The 22,741-nt window shown below is 73.1% G+C and carries 18 protein-coding genes; 8 read left to right on the plus strand and 10 right to left on the minus strand.

Translation table 11 applies throughout. The annotated features are described in order from the left end of the window. Positions 1 to 37 precede the first annotated feature (37 nt). Positions 38 to 2,773 carry a DNA polymerase I gene (polA, locus tag ACRWNP_RS05795; protein WP_431959868.1) on the plus strand — a complete coding sequence of 912 codons (2,736 nt, stop codon included), beginning with the start codon at positions 38 to 40 and terminating at the stop codon, positions 2,771 to 2,773. Here polA and ACRWNP_RS05800 read toward each other — a convergent pair. Further along, positions 2,704 to 3,606, minus strand: a complete 903-nt coding sequence (locus ACRWNP_RS05800) for a DUF4184 family protein (protein ID WP_431959869.1) — start codon at positions 3,604 to 3,606, stop codon at positions 2,704 to 2,706. The genes polA and ACRWNP_RS05800 overlap by 70 nt on opposite strands. Before the next feature lie 138 nt (positions 3,607 to 3,744). Here ACRWNP_RS05800 and ACRWNP_RS05805 point away from each other — a divergent pair, with 138 nt between their 5' ends. Beyond that, entirely contained in the window at positions 3,745 to 4,950 is a 1,206-nt protein-coding gene (locus ACRWNP_RS05805; RefSeq protein WP_431959870.1) for a hypothetical protein, read from the plus strand. A 251-nt stretch (positions 4,951 to 5,201) separates the two neighbouring features. On the opposite strand, the gene pyk is transcribed toward ACRWNP_RS05805, so the two are convergent. Together pyk and ACRWNP_RS05815 are read right to left on the minus strand one after the other, a co-directional pair. Next, complete coding sequence (pyk, locus tag ACRWNP_RS05810; protein WP_431959871.1) at positions 5,202 to 6,641, minus strand: pyruvate kinase; 1,440 nt, start codon at positions 6,639 to 6,641, stop codon at positions 5,202 to 5,204. 140 nt (positions 6,642 to 6,781) lie between these two features. Next, positions 6,782 to 7,486 carry an SIMPL domain-containing protein gene (locus tag ACRWNP_RS05815; protein ID WP_431959872.1) on the minus strand — a complete coding sequence of 235 codons (705 nt, stop codon included), beginning with the start codon at positions 7,484 to 7,486 and terminating at the stop codon, positions 6,782 to 6,784. A gap of 172 nt (positions 7,487 to 7,658) precedes the next feature. On the opposite strand from ACRWNP_RS05815, the gene ACRWNP_RS05820 reads away from it, so the two are divergent. After that, positions 7,659 to 9,476: a bifunctional metallophosphatase/5'-nucleotidase gene (locus tag ACRWNP_RS05820; protein ID WP_431959873.1), complete on the plus strand. Its 1,818-nt coding sequence runs from the start codon at positions 7,659 to 7,661 to the stop codon at positions 9,474 to 9,476. 107 nt (positions 9,477 to 9,583) lie between these two features. Here ACRWNP_RS05820 and ACRWNP_RS05825 read toward each other — a convergent pair whose 3' ends face one another. Further along, on the minus strand, positions 9,584 to 10,468 hold the full coding sequence (locus ACRWNP_RS05825) for a LysR family transcriptional regulator (RefSeq protein ID WP_431959874.1): 885 nt from the start codon (positions 10,466 to 10,468) through the stop codon (positions 9,584 to 9,586). A gap of 93 nt (positions 10,469 to 10,561) precedes the next feature. On the opposite strand from ACRWNP_RS05825, the gene ACRWNP_RS05830 reads away from it, so the two are divergent. The 3 genes from ACRWNP_RS05830 to ACRWNP_RS05840 are packed head-to-tail and all read left to right on the plus strand — an operon-like array spanning position 10,562 to position 13,979. Further along, on the plus strand, positions 10,562 to 11,287 hold the full coding sequence (locus ACRWNP_RS05830; protein ID WP_431959875.1) for a succinate dehydrogenase cytochrome b subunit: 726 nt from the start codon (positions 10,562 to 10,564) through the stop codon (positions 11,285 to 11,287). 2 nt (positions 11,288 to 11,289) lie between these two features. Beyond that, positions 11,290 to 13,224 carry a fumarate reductase/succinate dehydrogenase flavoprotein subunit gene (locus tag ACRWNP_RS05835; RefSeq protein WP_431959876.1) on the plus strand — a complete coding sequence of 645 codons (1,935 nt, stop codon included), beginning with the start codon at positions 11,290 to 11,292 and terminating at the stop codon, positions 13,222 to 13,224. Further along, a complete protein-coding gene (locus ACRWNP_RS05840; protein WP_431959877.1) occupies positions 13,221 to 13,979 on the plus strand; it encodes a succinate dehydrogenase/fumarate reductase iron-sulfur subunit in 759 nt (252 codons plus the stop codon). The genes ACRWNP_RS05835 and ACRWNP_RS05840 overlap by 4 nt, the downstream gene beginning before the upstream one ends. Here the strand turns inward: ACRWNP_RS05840 and ACRWNP_RS05845 are convergent. The 6 genes from ACRWNP_RS05845 to ACRWNP_RS05870 all read right to left on the minus strand — a co-directional run bounded on the left by ACRWNP_RS05845 (position 13,921) and on the right by ACRWNP_RS05870 (position 20,980). Further along, positions 13,921 to 15,354, minus strand: a complete 1,434-nt coding sequence (locus tag ACRWNP_RS05845; protein ID WP_431959878.1) for a lysine N(6)-hydroxylase/L-ornithine N(5)-oxygenase family protein — start codon at positions 15,352 to 15,354, stop codon at positions 13,921 to 13,923. The two genes, ACRWNP_RS05840 and ACRWNP_RS05845, sit on opposite strands and share 59 nt — an antisense overlap. Beyond that, positions 15,351 to 16,736 (minus strand): pyridoxal phosphate-dependent decarboxylase family protein, encoded by a 1,386-nt coding sequence (locus ACRWNP_RS05850; RefSeq protein ID WP_431959879.1) that lies wholly within the window; start codon positions 16,734 to 16,736, stop codon positions 15,351 to 15,353. The genes ACRWNP_RS05845 and ACRWNP_RS05850 overlap by 4 nt, the downstream gene beginning before the upstream one ends. Before the next feature lie 200 nt (positions 16,737 to 16,936). Further along, positions 16,937 to 17,077 carry a hypothetical protein gene (locus ACRWNP_RS05855; RefSeq protein WP_431959881.1) on the minus strand — a complete coding sequence of 47 codons (141 nt, stop codon included), beginning with the start codon at positions 17,075 to 17,077 and terminating at the stop codon, positions 16,937 to 16,939. A 122-nt stretch (positions 17,078 to 17,199) separates the two neighbouring features. Further along, a complete protein-coding gene (gene pepN / locus ACRWNP_RS05860) occupies positions 17,200 to 19,695 on the minus strand; it encodes an aminopeptidase N (RefSeq protein WP_431959882.1) in 2,496 nt (831 codons plus the stop codon). Between the two features lie 432 nt (positions 19,696 to 20,127). Further along, on the minus strand, positions 20,128 to 20,724 hold the full coding sequence (locus ACRWNP_RS05865) for a sortase domain-containing protein (protein ID WP_431959883.1): 597 nt from the start codon (positions 20,722 to 20,724) through the stop codon (positions 20,128 to 20,130). Between the two features lie 13 nt (positions 20,725 to 20,737). Further along, positions 20,738 to 20,980: a hypothetical protein gene (locus ACRWNP_RS05870; RefSeq protein ID WP_431959884.1), complete on the minus strand. Its 243-nt coding sequence runs from the start codon at positions 20,978 to 20,980 to the stop codon at positions 20,738 to 20,740. A 195-nt stretch (positions 20,981 to 21,175) separates the two neighbouring features. On the opposite strand from ACRWNP_RS05870, the gene ACRWNP_RS05875 reads away from it, so the two are divergent. Continuing rightward, positions 21,176 to 21,574 carry a VOC family protein gene (locus ACRWNP_RS05875; RefSeq protein ID WP_431960034.1) on the plus strand — a complete coding sequence of 133 codons (399 nt, stop codon included), beginning with the start codon at positions 21,176 to 21,178 and terminating at the stop codon, positions 21,572 to 21,574. Between the two features lie 120 nt (positions 21,575 to 21,694). After that, positions 21,695 to 22,717: a class I SAM-dependent methyltransferase gene (locus ACRWNP_RS05880; RefSeq protein WP_431959885.1), complete on the plus strand. Its 1,023-nt coding sequence runs from the start codon at positions 21,695 to 21,697 to the stop codon at positions 22,715 to 22,717. Positions 22,718 to 22,741: the final 24 nt, after the last annotated feature.

The raw sequence follows: 22,741 nt of genomic DNA on the forward strand, positions 1-22,741 counted from the left end.
ACCGGCAGTGTCAGTCGGGCGTGGGAGGATCGGGGACGTGGCAGCAAAGGCAGAGAAGACGAACACAGCGACCGGCACGGCACCCCAGGGGGGTGAGCGGCCCCGGTTGCTCCTGCTGGACGGGCATTCGCTGGCGTACCGGGCCTTCTACGCGCTGCCGGTGGAGAACTTCAACACCACCACCGGCCAGCCGACGAACGCGGTGTACGGCTTCGCTTCCATGCTGGCGAACACGCTGCGTGACGAGCAGCCGACGCATCTGGCGGTCGCGTTCGACGTCTCGCGGCGCACGTGGCGCCTGGAGGCGTTCCCGGAGTACAAGGCGACCCGGTCCGCGACGCCGGACGAGTTCCGCAGCCAGGTGGCGCTGATCGGCGAGCTGCTGGACACGATGAACGTGCGGCGCTTCGCCACGGAGGGCTACGAGGCGGACGATGTGATCGCCACACTGGCGACGCAGGCGGAGGCGCTGGGGTACGAGGTGCTGATCGTCACCGGTGACCGCGACTCCTTCCAGCTCGTCTCGGACCACGTCACGGTGCTGTACCCGACCAAGGGCGTCTCGGAGCTGACCCGGTTCACCCCGGGGAAGGTCGCGGAGAAGTACGGGCTGACCCCCGCGCAGTACCCGGACTTCGCGGCGCTGCGCGGCGACCCGTCCGACAACCTGCCGGGCATCCCGGGCGTCGGTGAGAAGACCGCGGCCAAGTGGATCAACCAGTTCGGCTCGTTCGCGGAACTCGTGGAGCGCGCGGACGAGGTGAAGGGCAAGGCGGGTGAGAACCTGCGCGCCCACCTGGAGTCGGTGAAGCGCAATCGCCGGCTGACGGAGCTGGTGCGGGACGTGGAGCTGCCGTGCGGGCCGCAGGAGCTGGGGCGGCAGCCGTACGACCGGGACGCGCTCAACGTGGTGCTGGACACCCTGGAGTTCCGCCACCCCAACTTCCGTGAGCGGCTGTACGCGGCCGACCCTGGCGCCGCGCAGGAGGGCGCGCGCGAGGTCGCCGGCGGCGTCGCCGTCGAGGGCCGGGTGCTGGCCGCGGGCGAGCTGGCCGACTGGCTGGTGGAGCACGCCGGCGGGACGCTGGGCGTGGCGACGGTCGACGCGTGGGCGCTGGGCGCGGGCAGCGTGTCCGAGGTGGCGCTGGCGACGGCACAGGGGCCGGCGGCGTGGTTCGACCCGGCGGCGCTGGACGAGAAGGACGAGCGGGCCTTCGCGGCGTGGCTGGCGGACGCCGCCCGGCCGAAGGTGCTGCACAACGCCAAGAACGCGATGCGGGTGCTCGCCGAGCACGGCTGGAGCGTGGACGGGGTCGCGATGTGCACGGCGCTGGCCGCGTATCTGGTGAAGCCGGGGCGCCGCTCGTTCGCGCTGGACGACCTGTCGGTGGAGTACCTGGGGCGGGAGCTGGCCCCCGCGGGCGGTGAGGACGGCCAGTTGGCCTTCGGCGCCGACGACGAGGCCGAGTCCGAGGCCCTGATGGTGCAGGCGCGCACCGTTCTGGACCTGGGCGACGCGTTCGCCGCGCGGCTGGAGCAGGACGGCGCGCTGCGGCTGCTGCGCGAGGTGGAGCTGCCGACCTCGGCGCTGCTGGCGCGGATGGAGCGGGCGGGCATCGCGGCGGACCGCGAGCATCTTGAGCGCCTGGAGCAGCGGTTCGCGGGCGAGGTGCAGCTCGCGGTGAAGGAGGCGCACGCCGCGGTCGGGCACGAGTTCAACCTGGGCTCCCCCAAGCAGCTGCAGGAAGTACTCTTCGGTGAGCTGGGGCTGCCCAAGACGAAGAAGACGAAGACGGGTTACACCACCGACGCTGACGCGCTGGCGTGGCTGGCGGCGCAGACCGAGCACGAGCTGCCGGTGATCATGCTGCGGCACCGGGAGCAGGCGAAGCTGCGGGTGACGGTCGAGGGGCTGGTCAAGACGATCGCCCCGGACGGGCGGATTCACACCACGTTCAGCCAGATCGTGGCGGCCACGGGCCGGCTGTCGTCGACCGACCCCAATCTGCAGAACGTGCCGGTGCGTACCGACGAGGGCCGGGCGATCCGCCGCGGCTTCGTGGTCGGCGAGGGCTACGAGACGCTGCTGACCGCCGACTACAGCCAGATCGAACTGCGGGTGATGGCCCACCTGTCGGAGGACGAGGGGCTGATCGCGGCCTTCGACTCCGGCGAGGATCTGCACACCACCGTCGGCAGCTACGTCTTCTCGGTGCCGCCGGAGCAGGTGGACGCCGAGATGCGCCGCAAGATCAAGGCGATGTCGTACGGCCTGGCGTACGGGCTGTCGGCCTTCGGCCTGTCGCAGCAGCTGGGCATCGAGGCAGCCGAGGCGCGCGGCCTGATGGAGACGTACTTCCAGCGGTTCGGCGGGGTGCGGGACTATCTGCAGCGCGTGGTGGAGGAGGCGCGCGTCACGGGTTACACCGAGACGCTGATGGGCCGCCGCCGTTACCTGCCGGACCTCAACAGCGACAACCGGCAGCGTCGCGAGATGGCCGAGCGGATGGCGCTCAACGCGCCGATCCAGGGCTCGGCCGCCGACATTGTCAAGATCGCGATGCTGAAGGTGGACGCGGCGCTCGCCCGGGAGGGACTGCGGTCCCGGCTGCTGCTCCAGGTGCACGACGAAATCGTGGTCGAGGTGGCTCCGGGCGAGCGGGCCGCGGTGGAGGAGCTGGTCCGCCGTGAGATGGCGGCCGCCTATCCGTTGCGGGCGCCGCTGGACGTCTCCGTGGGCGCCGGTTCCGACTGGGAGTCGGCGGCCCACTGACCGCCGGCCCCCCGGCCGTCGCGGCGGGTGGCGCGGTGCGTGAGGTGGACCGCGCCGGCGCAGGTCGCGGCGGCCAGGGCGAGCCCCGCCCCGGCGCCGAAGAGCCCGGCCGGGATCATCCCGGCGGCGTCACCGGTCGCGCCGTACCACTGCTCCGCCCGGACGGCGGCTCCGCCGGCCGTGGTGGCGCCGAGGACGGCCAGGGCGAGCCGCCGGGCCCGCTGCGAGAGCCGGGGCACATGCGAGGGGCGGTTTTCGGCCGCTTCGGGCACGGCCCTCAGGGCGCGCAGCCCGTACCAGCCCAGCAGGGCCAGCGCCACGGCCGAGCTGCCGTACTGGACGTACTTGTGCAGGGCGGTGCCGTGCACCTCGTGGTCGAGCACGGGCAGCAGGCGCACGCCCCACCGCCCGGGGTGGGTGAAGGCGTCCCAGACCACGTGGGTCGTCGCCCCGGCAACGGCCGACACCCACAAGGCCGTGACCGAGCGCGCCGAGGGCCGCAGGCGGTCGCCGACGCCCGCCAGGGCGGCGATGGCCGCCTGCCGGTGCTCGGGCAGCAGGGCCACCAGGGGGCCGCGCAGCACCGTCCAGCCGCCCACCAGCCCGGCGGCGATGACCGGGTCCACGAGGACGACGCCCAGGGGGGCGTGGGTGAGCTGCCCGTAGCCGAACAGGCCCCGCACCAGGGAATCGGCGAAGAAGGGCACGTCGGGGGCGAAGGAGCCGGCGACGAGGGCGGCCGCGACGAGCGGGCCGCGTCCCCGTACGGTGCCGGCGCGGTCCTGCCGCAGACCCGGCAGCACAGCCAACGCATGACTCATCGTGAACGGCATGCAACCTCTTCCGGAACACATCGGTCCGATCAGTATGCGACCTGCGGGACGGTGGCTCCTTTCAGGAAGTTGTCGTAGGGTCACCAGGGTTGCCACGCAGGGAGACGGGCGACGCGGCTTTCGGGAGGGGCAACGGGTATGCGAGCGCGGTACGGACGGCGGATCCGCAGGGGAGTCGCGGGCACCGCGGTTGCCGCCGCGGCCATGGCGGCGCTGACGGGTTCCCAGGCTCCCGGACTGCTGCCGGGCATCCTCAACACCAGTGCCGGCGCCCCGATCGTGCCCCCTCCCGGCGACCCCATCGACGGCAACTCGTCGGAGTACTTCACCGAGCTCCCGCCACTCAACACCCCCACTCCGGGCACCTCCGCCACTCCGGGCACCGGCACCGGCACGGTGACCACCGACGGCACGGGCCTGCCCGCGACCGTCCTGGAGGCCTACCGCAGGGCCGAGACGGCGCTCGCCGCCAGCGACCCGGGCTGCAACATGCGCTGGGAGCTGCTGGCCGCGATCGGCCAGGTCGAGTCCAACCAGGCGCGGGGCGGCAACGTCGACTCCGAGGGCACCACGATCTCACCGATCATCGGCCCGACCCTGGACGGCAACGGCTTCGCGAAGATAACGGATACCGACAACGGCGCCTGGGACGGGGACAAGGTCCACGACCACGCGGTCGGCCCGATGCAGTTCATCCCGTCGACCTGGCAGACCTGGGGCGCCGACGGCAACGACGACGGCGCCACCGACCCGAACAACATATTCGACGCGGCGCTCGCCGCCGGCCGCTACCTGTGCGCGGGCAACCGGGACCTGTCCGTCGAACGCGACCTGCACCAGGCGATCCTGGGCTACAACAACTCGACCGCGTACCTGAACACCGTCCTGTCCTGGTACGACCACTTCGGCAAGGGTGACGTCGTCTCCGTCCCCGACGTCGGCGGCGCGGGCAGCGACACGGGGGAGAACCCGCCGTCCTCCGCGTCCCCCACGGCCTCGCCCAGGCCGACGAAGTCCCCGAACGCGAGCACCTCGCCCAGGCCGACGAAGTCGCCCACCCCGACCGCGACCGCCAGCGGCACGATCGGGACCCCGTCGGGGAACCCCTCACCGACGACCTCGCCCACCGATTCCCCGACGACGAGCCCCACCACGGGCCCGACGGACGACCCGACGGACCCCCCGACCTGCCCGACGGACTCCGCGTCGCCCACGGCGACCCCCACCGCCACGGCCTCCCCGTCGCCGACCGGTACTCCCGACCCGTGCGCGACGGCATCCCCCAGCGACAGCCCGTCGCCGACGGAGACCGAGGGCGCCACCGCCTCCGGCCCGGTCAACTGACGCCGTAGAACCTGTTCGCGTTTCAGCTCCCGGTCGCCACGGTGCGCCGGCGTAGCCGTACGGCCGGGACACCACCCGGCGCATGTTCGGGGATGACCTCGTCACCGGGGCCCCGGTCAACGGGGAGGAGGTGAAGTCCCGGCGGCAGGCGGTGCTGCTGATGACCTCCTGCCTGCCGTGGCGCTCCCTTGTGCCGGGCGCCGCGCTGCTGTCGCTCGCGCTCGCCCGGGAGGCGCGCGGCGTCGGCTACGTCAGTGGCGCGAAGGGGAGTCGTCCTCCCCGATGTGGTGCACGCGCACGAGGTTGGTGGTCCCCGGGACGCCGGGCGGCGAGCCCGCCGTGATGACGACGATGTCGCCCTCCTGGCAGCGCCCGATGCGCAGCAGCTGCTCGTCCACCTGGTCCACCATCTCGTCGGTCGTCTGCACCATCGGGCCGAGGAAGGTCTCCACGCCCCAGGTGAGGCTGAGCTGGGAGCGGGTGGCCGGCTCGGGGGTGAAGGCCAGCACGGGGATCGGCGAGCGGTAACGGGAGAGCCGCCGGGCGGTGTCGCCTGACTGGGTGAAGGCCACCAGGTACTCGGCGTCCAGGAAGTCGCCCATCTCCGCGGCCGCCCGCGCGACGGCGCCGCCCTGGGTGCGGGGCTTGTTCTGCCCGGTCAGCGGCGGGAGGCCGGCCGCCAGCATGTCCTCCTCGGCGGCGGCGACGATCCGGCCCATGGTCCGGACCGTCTCGACGGGATGCTTGCCGACGCTGGTCTCGCCGGAGAGCATGACCGCGTCGGCGCCGTCCATGACGGCGTTGGCGACGTCGGAGGCCTCGGCGCGGGTGGGGCGCGAGGAGCCGATCATCGACTCCAGCATCTGCGTCGCGACGATCACCGGCTTGGCGTTGCGCCGGGCGAGGGTCACCGCGCGCTTCTGCACCATGGGCACGGCCTCCAGCGGCATCTCGACGCCGAGGTCGCCGCGGGCCACCATGATGCCGTCGAACGCGGCGACGATCTCCTCGAGGTTGTCGACCGCCTGGGGCTTCTCGATCTTGGCGATGACGGGGACCCGGCGGTCCTCCTCGCGCATGATGCGCAGCACGTCCTCGGCGTCCCGGCCGCTGCGCACGAAGGACAGCGCGATGAAGTCGGCACCGGTGCGCAGCGCCCAGCGCAGGTCCTCGACGTCCTTCTCGGACAAGGCGGGCACGGAGACCGCGACACCGGGGAGGTTCAGCCCCTTGTTGTCGGAGATCAGACCGCCCTCGATGCACAGGGTGCGGACCCGGGAGCCCTCGACGCCGGTGACCTCCAGGGTGACGCGGCCGTCGTCGACGAGGATCCGCTCACCGCGCGTGACGTCGGCGGCCAGGCCCCTGTAGGTGGTGCCGCAGATCAGGCGGTCGCCCTCGATCTCCTCGGTGGTGATCGTGAACTCGTCACCGCGTTCAAGGAGTACGGGGCCTTCCGCGAAGCGTCCCAGCCGGATCTTCGGGCCTTGAAGGTCCGCGAGGATGCCGACGCTGCGGCCGCTCTCGTCGGCGGCCTTTCGCACGCGCCGGTAACGCTCCTCGTGATCGGCGTGGCAGCCATGGCTCATGTTCAGGCGGGCGACGTCCATACCGGCTTCGACCAGGGACTTGATCTGGTCGTATGAATCGGTGGCGGGCCCGAGGGTGCAGACGATTTTTGCTCGGCGCATGGAGCGAGCCTATGACCTACTTCACAGTAGGGCCCTCATGGAAGGCGACTGTCCAACGTCTGCCTGCTTGACGGTTGTTGACAAGTGGTGAAGTGAGCTGAAGTCCGCTCTGATGAGCACACCACCGGGGGACGCCGCCCTCAGCCCGACAGGTCCGGCGCCGTCATGGTGAAGTGCGCGGTGACCTGCGCGTACACGCTCTGTCGCTCCGGCTCCATGTCAAGGGCCTGGGCCATCTCCCCGGCGCCGCCGGGGGCCGCGAAGGCGGCGGTCCGCATCGCCGGACGGGCACGGAAGGGCGCCGACTGCTGCACTCCCTCGTCGGCCAGTTCGACCAGGGCGACCAGGCGGGCGCCGAGCGCCTGCGCGTACTCGCGGGCGCGCTGCACCGCGTCGCGCACGGCCTGCCGGCGGGCCTCGCTGTAGGCCGCGGAGTCGGGCCGCAGCGACCACCAGGGACCGTCGACGCGGGCGAGCTCCAGATCGGCCAGTCGGGTGGTGAGCTCCCCCAGAGCGGTGAAGTCGGTGAGGGCAACCCCCACGCGCACGCTGCCGTGGTACGCCCGCACCCGCTCGCCGCGGCCCCGTTCCCGCAGCTCGGGGGTGATCACGAAGGCACCGGTCTCCAGCTTCTCGACCGCGTCGGCATAGCCCTTGACGAGGTCGAGCACCTGCGCGTTGCGCCGGCTGAGGTCGTCCAGCGTGGCACGGCGGTCGGTGCCGCGGGCGCTGACGGTGACGGCGATCCGGGCGAGCTCGGGCTCGACCTCGAGGGTCGCCTCACCCCGTACTCCCACGTGCGGGGTCTCGGGCGTCGGATACGTCCTGGCCGGTTCTGTGGTCATGTGTCCCACCCTGCCAGTCAGGTGCGGCCGTGACGAGTCATCTGTTCGCAACCTGGCGGGGGTGTTGCCGGGAGCACGCTTGCGCCAGAATCTACGCGCGTTAACACCACAAACAGACGATCATCCCGCCCTGGTGACCGCCCGGGGCGCCCCGGATTCCAGGAGCCGACGTATGCCGCTGAACCGCAGGGACTTCCTCAACCGGTCCGCCGCCACCGGCGCGGGACTCGCGCTGGCCGGCACGGCGGGCGCCGTGGCCGGCGCGGCTCCGGCCCAGGCCACCGGCAGCCAAGGGCACGGACACGCGCCGAAAAAGTACTCCTTCAGCGTCCTCGGCACCACCGACCTGCACGGCAACGTCTTCAACTGGGACTACTTCACCGACGCCGAGTACGACGACAAGGCGCACAACGACGTCGGCCTCGCCAAGATCTCCACCCTGGTCGAGCAGCAGCGCGCGGCGAAGGGCCGGGGCAATACCCTGCTCATCGACGCGGGCGACACCATCCAGGGCACCCAGCTGTCGTACTACTACGCCAGGGTCGACCCGATCACCGCCAAGCACGGCCCGGTGCACCCGATGGCGCAGGCCATGAACGCCATCGGCTACGACGCGGCGGCGCTGGGGAACCACGAGTTCAACTACGGCATCCCCGTGCTGCGCAAGTTCGAGGAGCAGTGCGACTTCCCGCTGCTCGGCGCCAACGCGCTCGACGCGCGAACGGGCCGCCCGGCCTTCCCGCCGTACTCCTTCCACCGGCTGCGCGTGAAGGGCGCGCCCGACGTGAAGGTGGCGGTCCTCGGCCTGACCAACCCCGGCATCGCGATCTGGGACAAGGCCAACGTGCAGGGCAGGATGACCTTCCCGGGTCTGGAGGAGCAGGCCGCGAAGTACGTGCCGCGGCTGCGCGCGATGGGTGCCGACGTGGTCGTCGTCTCGGCCCACAGCGGCTCCTCCGGCACCTCCTCCTACGGTGACCAGCTGCCCTGGATCGAGAACGCGGCGGCGCTCGTCGCCGAGCAGGTGCCCGGCATCGACGCGATCCTGGTCGGCCACGCCCACTCCGAGATCCCCGAGTACGTGGTGGCCAACAAGCAGACCGGCCAGGGCGTGGTGCTGTCCGAGCCGCTGAAGTGGGGCCAGCGCCTCACCGTCTTCGACTTCGACCTGGAGCTGGTCCGCGGCAAGTGGGAGGTCGTCACCGTCGGCGCGTCCGTCCTCAACTCCAACACGGTCGAGGAGGACCCGCGGATCGTCCGGCTGCTCACGGACGAGCACAAGGAGGTCGTGGCGTACGTCAACCAGGTGATCGGCACGTCGGCCGCCGCGATGTCGGCCGAGGAGTCCCCCTACAAGGACACCCCGATCATCGACTTCATCAACTTCGTCCAGGCCGAGACGGTCAGGGCGGCGCTCGCCGGGACCGAGCACGCCTCCCTGCCGGTGCTGTCGCAGGCCGCGTGCTTCTCGCGCACGGCCGCCATCCCGGCGGGCCAGGTCACCATCCGCGACGTCGCCGGGCTGTACGTCTTCGAGAACACCCTGGAGGCCCGGATCCTGACCGGTGCCCAGATCAAGGCGTACATCGAGTTCTCCGCGAACTACTTCGTGCAGACGGCGCCCGACGCGGTCGTCGACGTCTCGAAGCTGACGAACGCCGGCGGGACGCCCGACTACAACTACGACGTGGTCAGCGGTGTCACCTACGACATCGACATCTCGCGGCCCGCCGGTTCGCGGGTGTCGAACGTGCTCTTCCAGGGCGCGCCGATCGACGAGTCGGCCCGCTTCGTCCTGGCCGTCAACAACTACCGGGCCAACGGCGGCGGCAACTTCCCCGCCGTCGCCACGGCGCAGCAGGTGTGGGCGAACTCCGAGGAGATCCGCAACACCATCATCGCCTGGGTGCAGGCCAACGGCTCCATCGACCCGGCGCAGTTCGGCTCGCAGGACTGGAAGCTGACCCGCGGCGGCGTGCCGGTCTTCTAGGCCGTCGTCCACCGGCTCCCGGCGGTGGCCCGGAGGGCAGGTGCGGGCGCGCGCATGCCCTCCGGGCGTTCCCGGTGGCGTCGTGCCGTCGTCGGCCCCCCTGCGCCTCAGGTCGGTACGTGTTCCAGCAGCACGCGGCGTAGTTCCCGGGCGGCGCGCGGGGGCTCGGCGTCCTTGCGGTGCGCCAGGGCGACGGTGCGCTGCAGTCCGGGGGCCTCGAAGGGCGTCGTGCGCAGCCTGGGCCGGCGCCCGGCGACCATGCTGGGCACGACCGCGGGCCCGAGGCCCGCTTCCACGAAGCCCAGCACGGCGTCCATCTCGCCGCCCTCGATCGCGAAGCGCGGCTCGAAACCCGCCGCCCGGCACGCGGCGACGGTGAGCTCCCGCAGGTCGTAGCCGCTGCGGAACATCACCAGCGGCCGGTCCCTGAGCTCGGCGACGCCGATGGGGCCCGCGGAGGGCGGCGGCGCGTCGGCGGCGGTCACCACCACCAGGTCCTCGTGGAGCAGCGGCGTGGCGTCCAGGGCGGGGTCGTGGCTCTGCAGCGGCAGCACGATCAGGGCGAGGTCGAGGCTGCCGGAGGCGAGCTCCCGCACCAGGTCGCGTGAGCCGCCCTCCTCGACGACCAGCCGGATGCCGGGGTAGCGGCCGTGGAAGTCGCGCAGCACGTCCGGCAGCAGGCCGGTGGCCAGGCTGGGGGTCGCGCCGAGGCGCACCCGGCCGCGGCGCAGGTGCACCAGTTCCTGGACCTCCTGGGTGGCGGTCTCGGTGTCGGCGATGATGCGGCGCGCCAGCGGCAGCAGGGCCTCCCCGGCGTCGGTCAGCGCGATGTTGCCGCGGGCGCGGCTGAACAGGTTCGCGCCCAGCTCCCGCTCCAGGGCCTTGATCTGCTGCGACAGGGAGGGCTGGGCGACGTGGACGCGCTCGGCGGCGCGGGTGAAGTGCAGGGTGTCGGCGACCGCCAGGAAGTACACGAGCTGCTGCAGCTGCATGCCAGCACCCTAACCCACGATAGGCGTGCCCTATCGAAACGAGCCGGAACATGTCTTGGACCTGTCGTGGCAGGCAGACCTAGCGTCAAGCGCATGGCTTTGGCGACGACGAGGACGAGGGCGACGACGGGCACCGGGCGCCGCCCTTCGCTCCTACGGGCACTGTGGGGCTCGACCGTGGGCAAGAAGGCGGTCATGGCCGGGACCGGCGTGATCATGCTGCTGTTCCTGGTCGCGCACATGCTGGGGAATCTGAAGATCTTCTTCGGCCCGGGGGAGTTCAACGGGTACGCGGCGTGGCTGCGCACCATCGGTGAGCCCGCCCTGCACAACAGCTGGTACCTGTACATCCAGCGCACCGGACTGGTCGTCGCGGTGGTGCTGCACGGCGTCGCCGCCTACCAGCTGAGCAAGCGCGACATCAAGGCGCGCCCGACGAAGTACGAGCACAAGCGGCCGCGTACGAGCTACGCGACCCGCACGATGCGGTGGGGCGGGGTCATCCTCGGCCTCTACATCGTCTGGCACATCCTGGACCAGACCACGCTCACCGTGAATCCGCTGGGCAAGGAGCACCACCCGTACGAGAATCTGGTGGCCAGCTTCCAGCTCTGGTACGTGGACATCCTCTACATCGTCGCGATGCTCGCCCTCGGCATGCACATCAGGCACGGCTTCTGGAGCGCCGCGCAAACCCTGGGAGCGGTGAACAAGCGCCGCGACCGCGCGCTGAAGATCACGGCGAACGTGCTGGCGGCCGCGCTGACCGCCGGCTTCCTCGTCGTACCCGTCTCCGTGATGACCGGATTGGTGGACTGACCATGGATTACCGACTGGGCGAGCCGATCGCCGACACCAAGGCGCCGGACGTCCCTATCGCGGAGCGCTGGGACCGCCGCAGGTTCGAGGCGAAGCTGGTCAACCCGGCCAACCGCCGCAAGCACACGGTGATCGTGGTCGGCACCGGCCTCGCGGGCGGCTCCGCGGGGGCGACACTGGCCGAACAGGGCTACCACGTCGTGCAGTTCTGCTACCAGGACTCACCGCGCCGGGCGCACTCCATCGCCGCCCAGGGCGGCATCAACGCGGCGAAGAACTATCGCAACGACGGCGACAGCGTGCACCGCCTGTTCTACGACACCGTCAAGGGCGGCGACTTCCGCGCCCGCGAGTCCAACGTGCACCGCCTCGCCGAGGTGTCGGTGCAGATCATCGACCAGTGCGTGGCACAGGGCGTGCCCTTCGCCCGTGAGTACGGCGGCCTGCTGGACACCCGCTCCTTCGGCGGCGTGCAGGTCTCCCGCACCTTCTACGCCCGCGGCCAGACGGGCCAGCAGCTGCTGCTCGGCGCCTACCAGGCGCTGTCCCGGCAGATCGACGCGGGCAACGTGGAGCTCCACCCCCGCACCGAGATGCTCGACCTGATCGTGGTGGACGGCAGGGCCCGCGGCATCGTCGCCCGCGACCTGGTGACGGGCGAGGTCTCGGTGCACATGGGCGACGCCGTGGTGCTGGCGACCGGCGGCTACGGCAACGTCTTCTACCTGTCGACCAACGCCAAGGGCTCCAACGCCACCGCCATCTGGCGGGCCCACCGGCGCGGCGCGTACTTCGCCAACCCCTGCTTCACGCAGATCCACCCCACCTGCATCCCGCGCTCCGGCGACCACCAGTCCAAGCTCACCCTGATGAGCGAGTCGCTGCGCAACGACGGCCGCATATGGGTACCGAAGGCCAAGGGCGACACCCGCCCGCCGCACGAGATCCCCGAGGACGAGCGCGACTACTACCTGGAGCGGATCTACCCCTCCTTCGGCAATCTGGTGCCCCGCGACATCGCCTCCCGCGCCGCCAAGAACGTCTGCGACGAGGGCCGCGGCGTCGGCCCCGGCGGCCAGGGCGTCTACCTGGACTTCGCCGACGCGATCGCCCGCATGGGCCGCGCCAAGGTGGAGGAGAAGTACGGCAACCTCTTCGAGATGTACGAGCGGATCACCGCGGAGGACCCGTACACCCGGCCCATGCGGATCTACCCCGCCGTGCACTACACGATGGGCGGCCTGTGGGTCGACTACGACCTGCAGACCACCGTCCCTGGCCTGTTCGCCATCGGCGAGGCCAACTTCTCCGACCACGGCGCGAACCGCCTCGGCGCCAGCGCCCTCATGCAGGGCCTGGCCGACGGCTACTTCGTGCTCCCGGCCACGATCAACGACTACCTGGCCCGCGGCCCGCACGACACCGTGACGCCGGACCACCCCGCGGTCGCCGAGGCCGTGGCCGAGGTCGAGGACCGGCTGAACCTGCTGCTCGCCGTCGACGGCGACCGCACCCCGGACTCCTTCCACCGCGAGCTCGGCGAGCTGCTGTGGGACGAGTGCGGCATGGCCCGCAACGAGACGGGCCTGCGCAAGGCGCTGGAACGGATCCCCGCCCTGCGCGAGGAGTTCTGGCGCCGGGTGAAGGTGCCCGGCAGCGGCGACGAGCTCAACCAGGCGCTGGAGAAGGCCAACCGGGTCGCGGACTTCCTGGAGCTGGCCGAGCTGATGTGCCTGGACGCCCTGCACCGCGCCGAGTCCTGCGGCGGCCACTTCCGCGAGGAGAGCCAGACCCCGGACGGCGAGGCGCTGCGCGACGACGTGGCCTTCTCGTACGCCGCGGCCTGGGAGTTCACCGGTGCCGGCCAGGACCCGGTGCTCCACAAGGAGGCCCTCGACTTCGAGTACGTACACCCCACCCAGCGGAGCTACGCGTGAACCTCACCCTGCGCATCTGGCGCCAGCCGTCCTCCGGGGACAGCGGCTCCATGGTCACCTACCGCGTCGAGGACATCAGTCCCGACATGTCGTTCCTCGAGATGCTCGACGTCCTCAACGAGGAGCTGATCCTGGCGGGCGACGAGCCCGTCGCCTTCGACCACGACTGCCGCGAGGGCATCTGCGGCGCCTGCGGCATGGTGATCAACGGGCAGGCGCACGGCCCGGAGCGGACCACCACCTGCCAGCTGCACATGCGGCACTTCCAGGACGGCGACACCATCGACGTCGAGCCGTGGCGGGCGGCCGCCTTCCCGGTGGTCAAGGACCTGGTCGTCGACCGCTCCGCCTTCGACCGGGTGATCCAGGCCGGCGGCTACATCAGCGTCCCGACCGGCAGCGCGCCCGAGGCGCACGCCACGCCCGTGCCGAAGGAGGCCGCCGACTTCGCCTTCGAGCACGCGGAGTGCATCGGCTGCGGAGCGTGTGTGGCGGCCTGCCCCAACGGCTCAGCGATGCTCTTCACCTCGGCCAAGGTCAACCACCTCAATGTGCTGCCCCAGGGCCAGCCCGAGCGCGAGACCCGGGTGCTGGACATGGTCGCGGCCATGGACGACCAGGGCTTCGGCGGCTGCACCAACACCGGGGAGTGCGCGACGGCCTGTCCCAAGGGCATCCCACTGCCGTCGATCGCCGCTATGAACCGCGAGTACCTGCGGGCCTTGCGGAAGGAGAAGTCTCGGTCCAAGGGCTGACCGGGTTGGTGGCGGCGCTGAGCCCGAAGGTCGTGAAGGCCGTGCGGGAGGGCAGCGGGTAGGGCTCCTTGCCGGTCACCGCGTTGAGGACGACCGCCGAGCGCCACGCGGACAGCCCCAGGTCGGGGGCGCCGACGCCGTGGGTGTGGCGCTCGGCGTTCTGCACGTGGACGGCCGCGCCGGTGCCGGCGACGACCGGGTCGAGCTCCAGCCGGTGGCACCCGTCGATCCGGGGCCGGCCGGCCGCGTCGCGGCGGATGTACGGGTGGATCGGGCCGAGCAACGCGTCCAGGGAGCGCTCCCGGTAGCCGGTGGCGAGGACGACCGCGTTGGTGATCAGCCGGCTGCGGGTGCCCTGCTGCTCGTGCTCCAGGTGGAGTTCGACGGCTCCCATGCCCATCCGGCCGGCTGTGCGGACCGTCACTCCGGGGGTGAGGACGACGTCCGGCCAGCCGCCGCCCAGGGTGCGGCGGTACAGCTCGTCGTGGACGGCGCCGATCGTGTCGTGGTCGATGGCCCGGTGCAACTGCCACTGCCGCGGGAGCAGCGTGTCGCGGACCGGCTCGGACAGCCCGTGGAAGAACCGCGTGTAGTCCGGCGTGAACTGCTCCAGGCCGAGCTTGCTGTACTCCATCGGGGCGAACGCGGGACTGCGCGCGATCCACGTCAGCCGTTCGTGCCCCGCTGGCCTGGCGCGCAGCAGGTCCAGGAGGACCTCGGCGCCCGACTGCCCGGCGCCGACGACGGTGACGTGCTCGGCGGCCAGCAGCCGCTCCCGGTGCTCCAGATAGTGCGCGGAGTGCACGACGGGGACGGCGGGCGACTCGGCGAGCGGCCGCAGCGGCTCGGGCACGTACGGCGCGCTGCCGACGCCGAGCACCAGGTTGCGGGCGTACGTACGGCCGAGGGCCTCGGCCTGGCCGTCGGCGTCCAGACGGGTGTGGTCCACCTCGAAGACGGCGCGCCCGGGGTTCCAGCGGACGGTGTCGACCTGGTGGCCGAAGTACGTGGTGGGCAGCGACTCGGCGACCCAGCGGCAGTAGGCCTCGTACTCGGCGCGGTACGTGTGGAAGCGCTCGGCGAAGTAGAAGGGGAAGAGCCGCTCGCGGGTCCTGAGGTAGTTCAGGAAACTCCACCGGCTCGTGGGGTCGACCAGGCTCACCAGGTCGGCGAGGAACGGCACCTGGAGGGTGGCGTCGTCGAGCAGCAGCCCGGGGTGCCAGCGGAAGGAGCGCTCCTGCTCGTAGAAGGCCGCGCTGAGGTACGGGACGCCGTCGGCGAGGGCGGCCAGGGACAGGTTGCACGGGCCGATCCCGATGCCGAGCAGGTCGAAGGGCTGGTCCCGGTGCGGGTCGTGATCGTCGGTGGGGGTCATCGGGGGGTGTTGCCTTCCTGGTGGGTCGCGCACACGAGCGTGAGCAGTGCCTCGAGGTCCGTGGGCGTGGTCGTGGGGTTGAGCAGGGTGGCCTTGAGCCAGAGCCGTCCGTCGGCGCGGGCCCGGCCGAGGACGGCGCGGCCGTCGAGCATGAGCCGGCGGCGGATCGCGGCGACCTCCTCGTCGCCGGCGCCGGTGGGGCGGAAGAGCACGGTGCTGATGGCCGGGCGGGCGCGCAGGGCCAGTGCGGGGTGCCGGTCCACCAGGTCCGCGAGGTGCCGGGCCCGGTCGCAGACCGCCTCGACGAGCCCGCCCAGCCCGCGGCGGCCCAGGGCGCGCAGCGTGACGGCGATCTTCAGCACGTCGGGGCGGCGGGAGGTGCGCAGCGAGCGGCCGAGCAGGTCGGGGAAGCCGGCCTCGGTGTCGTCGGCGGCGTTGAGGTAGTCGGCGCGGTGGCCCAGCGGGCGCAGCAGCGCGGCCTCGCGTACCGCGAGCACCCCGGCCGCCACGGGCTGCCAGCCCAGTTTGTGCAGGTCGAGGGTGACGGAGTCGGCCTCCCGCAGGCCGGTGAGCCGCGCCGCCTCCCGGTCGCTGAACAGCAGCGACCCTCCGTACGCGGCGTCGACGTGCAGGCGCGCGCCGTGCTCCCGCGCGGCGCGGGCCAGTTCGGGGAGCGGGTCGATGTCGCCCGAGTCCGTGGTGCCAGCGGTGGCGACCAGCAGGGCCGGGCCCCCACCGGCGGCGAGCGCGGTCCGCACCCGCTCCGGGTCGAGCACGCCGCCAGGAGTGTCCACGACGACGGGAGCGGGCATGCCCAGCAGCCAGGCGGCGCGCGGGACGCTGTGGTGGCCGTTGGCCCCGGCGACGACGCGCACGCCCGGGGCGTCCTCGCGGGCGAGGAGCAGGGCGAGCTGGTTGGACTCCGTGCCGCCGGTCGTGATCAGCGCGTCCGGCGCGGCCGCCCCCGGGTGGACCAGCCGGGCCAGCGCGCGGGTGACCTCCGCCTCCAGCGCGGTCGCGGCCGGGGCCTGGTCCCAGGAGTCCATCGACGGGTTGAGCGCGCTCGCGGCCAGGTCGGCCGCCACGGCCGCCCCCAGCGGCGGGCAGTGCAGATGGGCGGCGCACAACGGGTCCGCCGGGTCGGCCGCGCCCTCGGCGACGACGCCGACCAACGCGCTCAGCGCCTCGACCGCCCCGATGCCTTCCTCCGGCAGGGCTTCCCCCCATGCCTCCCGCACGCGGAACGCGACGGCCTCGGGGCCGCCCGCGGGAAGCGGTCCACCGCGGGCGGCCGCGCCCGCCGCGAGCGCGCCGAGCGCGGCCTCGATCAACGGGCGCAGCCGGTGCGGACCGTCACTGCCGCCGGCGAGGTGGGGGGGCATGGGCTCGGCACCCTCCGGGGTCGCGGGTCACCGGCGCGTGCGCGCCGGGCGACCTGCGTAACGACGCTCCCCCGCCGGGGGTGTTGCCCAGCTGCGCCGGAACGGGCGCCGCCCCGGCGCACCCGCGGACCGTCCACAAGCCGCGGCGCCACCCCGGGCCCCGTGGGCCCGGACGACGGCGAAGCCCGCGCGCGGCGCGGTCAGTGCTGCCGTTCCTGCCACGCCGCCGGGTCGGGCCGGGGCTGCCGCTTGCGCACGACGGCGAGCACGATGCCGAAGACGACGGCGGCCGGTATGACCAAAATCAGGAGCAACTCGGGTGCCCCGATTCTGCCGAACATGCGTACCTCCAGGTTGCTTCTTGGTTGAGCGCCGCTCACTGCGCGGCGGGATGCTTCCGCCGAATGCCGGGCGACAGCGGTCACCGTGACCGTGTTCGCCGCCCGGCTCCCCGCGGGCGCCCTCAGGCACCCCGGACCCGCAGGGCGCGGCGCAGATCGTCGAGCTGGTCGGCGAGGCGACGGCGCAGCGCGGGCGTCGGTGCGGGGTCGCCGGAGCGCAGGCACTCCTCACCGAGGTCGAGCACGGCGCTCTCGACGACGGGGACGGGAAAGGCCCAACGGCCCGCGGCCTCCGCGAGTGCGGGGCCGCGTCGGGCGGCGACCGCGGCGGCGGCGGGGAAGAAGCGGGGCACGTACTCCCGGACGAGGTCGAGCTGTTCGGGTTGCCAGAAGCCTTGTGCGGTGGCGGTGAAGAGGTAGTTGGACAGCGTGTCGCCGTCGAACATCCGCGCCCAGGCGTCCCGCTTGGCCTCCGGGTCGGGCAGCGCGGCCCGGCAGCGGGCGGCGCCTTCCTGGCCGGTGGCGCTGGGGTCGGAGGCCAGTTCGGCCGCGATGTCCTCGGCCGAGGCCGCGCCCAGGACGCTGAGCCGGGTGAGGATCTGCCAGCGCAGTTCGGGGTCGAGCGCGGGCCCGCCGGGCAGGGTGCCCTCGGTGAGCCAGCCGCGCAGGGCGCCGGGGTCGGCGGTGGCGGCGATCAGCTCGCGGGCCGCGGCCAGCCGCAGCCCGGGGTCCTCGCGGGTGAGCAGGTCGCGGGCGAGCGCCTCCAGGGTGGCGAGCGCGGCGGAGCGGTCGGCCGCGGGGAGGTAGCGGTCGGCGATCTGCCCGCGGGCGAAGCCGAGCACGCCCTGCACGACGGCGATGTCGGTCTCGTACGGCAGGTGGGCGCGGGCGACGTCGAGATAGGCGGCGGGCGGGAGTTCGCCGTCCCGGACGAGGTCGCGGGCGGCGTTCCAGACCAGGGCGCGGCTGAGCGGGTCCGGCAGGCCGCGCAGTGCGGCCACCAGGGTGTCCCAGGAACGCGCGTCGAAGCGGACCTTGGCGTAGGTCAGGTCCTGGTCGTTGAGGAGCACCAGGTCGGGGCGGGGGCCGGGACGCGCGCCGGGCTCCTGGCCGTCGGCCGGCACATCGGTCTCGAAGCGCTCGCGCAGCACCAGTTGCGCCGGGTCGGCGTCGGCGCGGTCGTACGCGGCGACGGAGATGCGGTGCGGGCGGCTGCCCTGGTGCGTGACGTCGAGCCGCCAGCCGCCGTCGGCGCCCACCGGGACGGGGGTGAGGGTGTCGACACCGGTCGTGCGCAGCCAGCGGTCGGCCCAGGCGTGGACGTCGCGGTCGGTGGCGTGGGCGAGGGAGTCGATGAAGTCGGCGAGGGCGGCGTTGCCGAAGCGGTGCCGCGCGAAGTGTTCGTTGATGCCGGCGAGGAAGTCCTTGCGGCCGAGCCACGTGACGAGCTGGCGCAGCGCGGAGGCGCCCTTGGCGTAGGAGATGCCGTCGAAGTTGAGCAGCGCCGAGGCCGTGTCGGGGACGGCCTCCGGGGCGGGGGCGACGGGGTGGGTTGAGGGGCGCTGGTCGGCGTCGTACCCCCAGCCCTTGCGGGCGACGGCGAAGTCGGTCCACGTGCCGGTGAACCGGGTGGCCTCGGAGAGCACCTGGTAGCCCATGTACTCGGCGAAGGACTCGTTGAGCCAGATGTCGTCCCACCAGCGCAGGGTGACGAGGTCGCCGAACCACATGTGGGCCATCTCGTGGGCGACGACCATGCCGCGGGTCTGCCGTTCGGTGTCGGTGACGGCGGAGCGGAAGACCATCTCGTCGCGGAAGGTGACCAGGCCCGGGTTCTCCATCGCGCCCGCGTTGAACTCGGGGACGAAGGCCTGGTCGTAGGAGTCGAAGGGGTACGGCTCCTCGAACAGCTCGTGGTAGCGGTCGAAGCAGCGCCGGGTGATGTCGAGGAGTTCCTCGACGTCGGCGTCCAGGTACGGGGCGAGGGAACGACGGCAGTGCAGCCCGAAGGGCAGGCCCGCGTGTCCGGTGCGCACCGAGTGCCAGGGTCCGGCGGCGACGGCGAGCAGGTAGGTGCTGATCGGCGGGGTCGCCGCGACACGCCAGCGGCCCTCGGCCTCCCCGGTGCGCTCGGCGACGCCGTTGCCGAGGACGGTCCACGCGGGGGGCGCGGTCACGGCGACCTCGAAGACGGCCTTGAGGTCGGGCTGGTCGAAGGCGGCGATGACGCGCTGCACGTCGTCCAGGAAGAGCTGCGTGTACAGGTAGGTCTCGCCGTCGGCCGGGTCGGTGAAGCGGTGCATGCCCTCACCGGTGCGGGAGTACCGCATGTCGGCCTCGACCCGCAGTTCGTGCGGGCCGGCCGCGAGCCCGGTGAGCGGCAGCCGGTTGTCGTCCAGAGTCGCGACGTCCAGCGGCCGCCCGTCCAGGACGGCGCCGTGGAGCGCCGCGGGCTTCAGCTCGACGAAGGTGTCGCCGTCCGCGAGGGCGGTGAAGCCGATGACCGTGGTCGATCCGAACACCTCGTCGCCGCGGGTGAGGTCCAGGTCGACGGTGTAGTGCTGGACGGCGATCTGCCGGGCGCGGGTCTCGGCCTCGGCACGTGTGAGAGCAGGCATGCGGTCATGCTGCCCCATGCCCGGCCCGCCGCGCACGGGGGATACCCGCGGCCCGCCGTCGCGCGGGCGGGGGGTTGTGCGGCACGTGGCCGAACCCGTCCACGACCTGTTCCCGTCCGGTCCCGTCGTCACGTCCACCGGCGCCGGGGACTCCCCCGTGCCGCCGGCCGTTCCGCCACCCGCGGCCAGTGCCGGCGGGGCGGCCGCGGCCGGTCCTGCGTGCCTGCCGCCCGGGCTGCCGACACCGGCGGTACCGGACCGGCTCCGGCTGACGAGGCGTCACCCGGTGTCCGCCGGCCCGGCCTCCGGAGGCGGCGGGGAGCCGAGGGGCCCGCGGCGGCGAGGGCGCTCGACTCCGTCATCCGACGCGAGGGCAGCCCCGCTCCCCCGGTCCTCCGCCGCACATGCCGTGGCACCCCCGGGCGGCGCGGGTCAGGAGTGGCGGGCGGCGGTCGCGTGCACGACCAGCGCCCCGGCGGGCCCGCGGCCGTCGTGCCGGTCGCCCGCGCAGGTGTCGAGCCGCAGGGCGGGTACGCCGCCGTCCGTGCGCAGGTCCTGCGCGCGGCGGGAGTGCCATGGGACGTGCTCGACCCTGGTGACGGTGAAGCGGGCGCGGCTGCCGTCACGGCGGGTGACCACGATGGTGTCGGCGGGCCGTACGCGGTGGAGGCCGTGGAAGGCCGCGCGGCCGTGCCCGCCGTCGTCGTGGCCGACGATCACGGAGGTGCCGGTGTCGCCCGGGGTGGCGCTGCGGTCGTACCAGCCGGCGTAGCGGCCCTGCTCGCTCGTGGGGGTCTGTAGGGTGCCGTCCTCGGTCACCCCGAGGTCGACCACGCGGGCGTGCACGTCGGCGCCGGGGATGTCGATGCGCACGGGGGTGTGACCGGCGGGGTCGGAGGCGCGGGCGGGTGTGCTGCCGTGGACCACGGCGGCCGCCTCGCCCCGCCCCGCGTGGGTGACCGCCCAGGCGCTCGCGGCGGCGACGGCGAGCAGGACGAGGGCGAGGACGTTGATGCGACGGTGCGTCATCCTCACCGCCTTCTCACCTCGGGCGGACGGCGTACAGGACGCCGCCGACGCCCGCCGCAGGCAGGAGCGCGCCGGCCAGGGCCGGTCCGGGGACGCCCAGGGCGTCCGGGACCCCGGCCTTCCCGGCCCCGCACACCGCGAGGAAGGCCAGCGCCCCGAGCACCGTCATGAGCGCCGCACGCCGGGCGACGGCGGTGGTCCGGACGGCCGCGCCGGTCCGGACGGCAGCGGCGGAGGCGGCACAGGCGGCGGACATGGGGCGGGGTCCTTCGGACGACGAGGGTAGGGACGCGGTGTCCGGCCGCCGGGCGACGGGCGGCCGGACACGGGTCCACCGTACGGAGCCCGAGGGTGCCGGGGCCTCCCCCGGCCGACCGGTTCCGTATCAGCCGAAAGTATGGTCCCGGAAATGGTGCTGCGTCCCGAGGAGGACGCCGGGCAGGCTCTTTGGGTGATCGCCACCTTGCAGTGCACCGTGATCGACTGCCCGGACCCGACGGCGCTGGGCACCTTCTACCAGGGGATTCTCGGCGGGGCCCTGGACACCGCGGACCCCTCGTGGGTGACCTTGACGGCCCCGGACGGCACCCGGATCGCCTTCCAGGAGGTGCCCTTCCACCGGCCTCCGCGCTGGCCCGACCCGGAGCACCCCCAGCAGTTCCATCTGGACTTCGAAGTCCCCACCCGCGCCGACGTGGAGCGGGCCCACGAGGAGGTGGTCGCGCTGGGCGCCGCCTTCCTGCACGACAGCGGCGGCAGGCGCAGCGGTTTCCGGGTCTTCGCCGACCCGGCCGGGCACCCGTTCTGCCTGTGTTACGGGCAGACGCCGGAGCCGGCCGTCGCAGGATGAGCGGCTGCCCGGTGTCAGTGGCGCCTTGTACGGTGTCCACATGCCGGCGCCGGGTGCGACGGCATCGCCTCGCGCGCGGCCGGGCCGGGGGTGGACGCACACACGGCCGAGGGGGACGGCATGGAAGCGGGGCGGACGGCGTACGAGCCGGTCGAGGAGGACCCTGACCCGGCCTCGGTGCGCCGGGTCACGTTCGTGCCGTTCCTCCCGGGCGGTCTGACGGGCGCGGTGCGCGGCAGGGACGGGGTGGTGCGCCTGCCGTCCGGGGAGGTGCTGCCCGGCGAGGACTGGATGCTCGACACGGCTGCCCGGGTGCCGCTGGAGACCGCCGGCTACTACCGGCAGCGCGTCCACCCCTTCGCCTGGGAGGCGGGGCGGCAACGGCTCTACGCCTGGCTGGACGGCGACCGCTACCGGGGCCGGCGGCCGCACGCCACGGACGCGGACCTGGTCGTGGCCGACGCCGCCACGATCGCGGGCATGCTTTCCCACGGTTCCGAGCGGCGCGCGGTGCTGGACGCGGCGCGCTCCTTCCGGGAGCAGGACGACACCTCGTACTTCGCCGACAACCTGCGCCTGCTGGAGCCCGCCTACCTGCGGGCGACCACGCCCGAGGGCGGTTCGGGCTTCGGCCGGGAGCCGGAGCAGTGGCGGGCGCGGCGCTCGATGGTGGTCGAGGCACTGCACAAGGACGGCACCTTCCTGGACGTCGGCTGTGCCAACGGGCTGCTGATGGAGTCGGTACGGCAGTGGGCGGCGGAGCGGGGGCGGGTGATCGAGCCCCACGGTGTGGACTTCGCGCCGCGCCTGGTGGAGCTGGCCCGGCGCCGGCTGCCGCGGTGGGCCGGGCGGATATCGGTGGGCAACGCGCTGGACTGGCGGCCGGCCGACGGCGGGCGGTTCACCTTCGTGCACACCCTGACCGACTGCGTGCCCGAGCGCAGGCTGGGCGACCTGGTCCGCAGGCTGCTGGCCGAGCTCGTGGAGCCGGGCGGGCGGCTGCTGGTCAGCGTGTACCAGGCGGAGGGCGGATCCGCGCCGACGGCCGCGGAGCGGCTGGCCGCGCTGGGCGTGCCGGTGGCCGGTTCGGCGAGCGGCACGGGCCCGGAACGCACGGCGACAACGGCCTGGGTCGACGCGTAGGCTCGAAGCGTCGTACCCGCTTGG

It is taken from the genome of Actinacidiphila sp. bgisy160 (genome assembly GCF_965342435.1).
Taxonomy (GTDB): Bacteria; Actinomycetota; Actinomycetes; order Streptomycetales; family Streptomycetaceae; genus Actinacidiphila.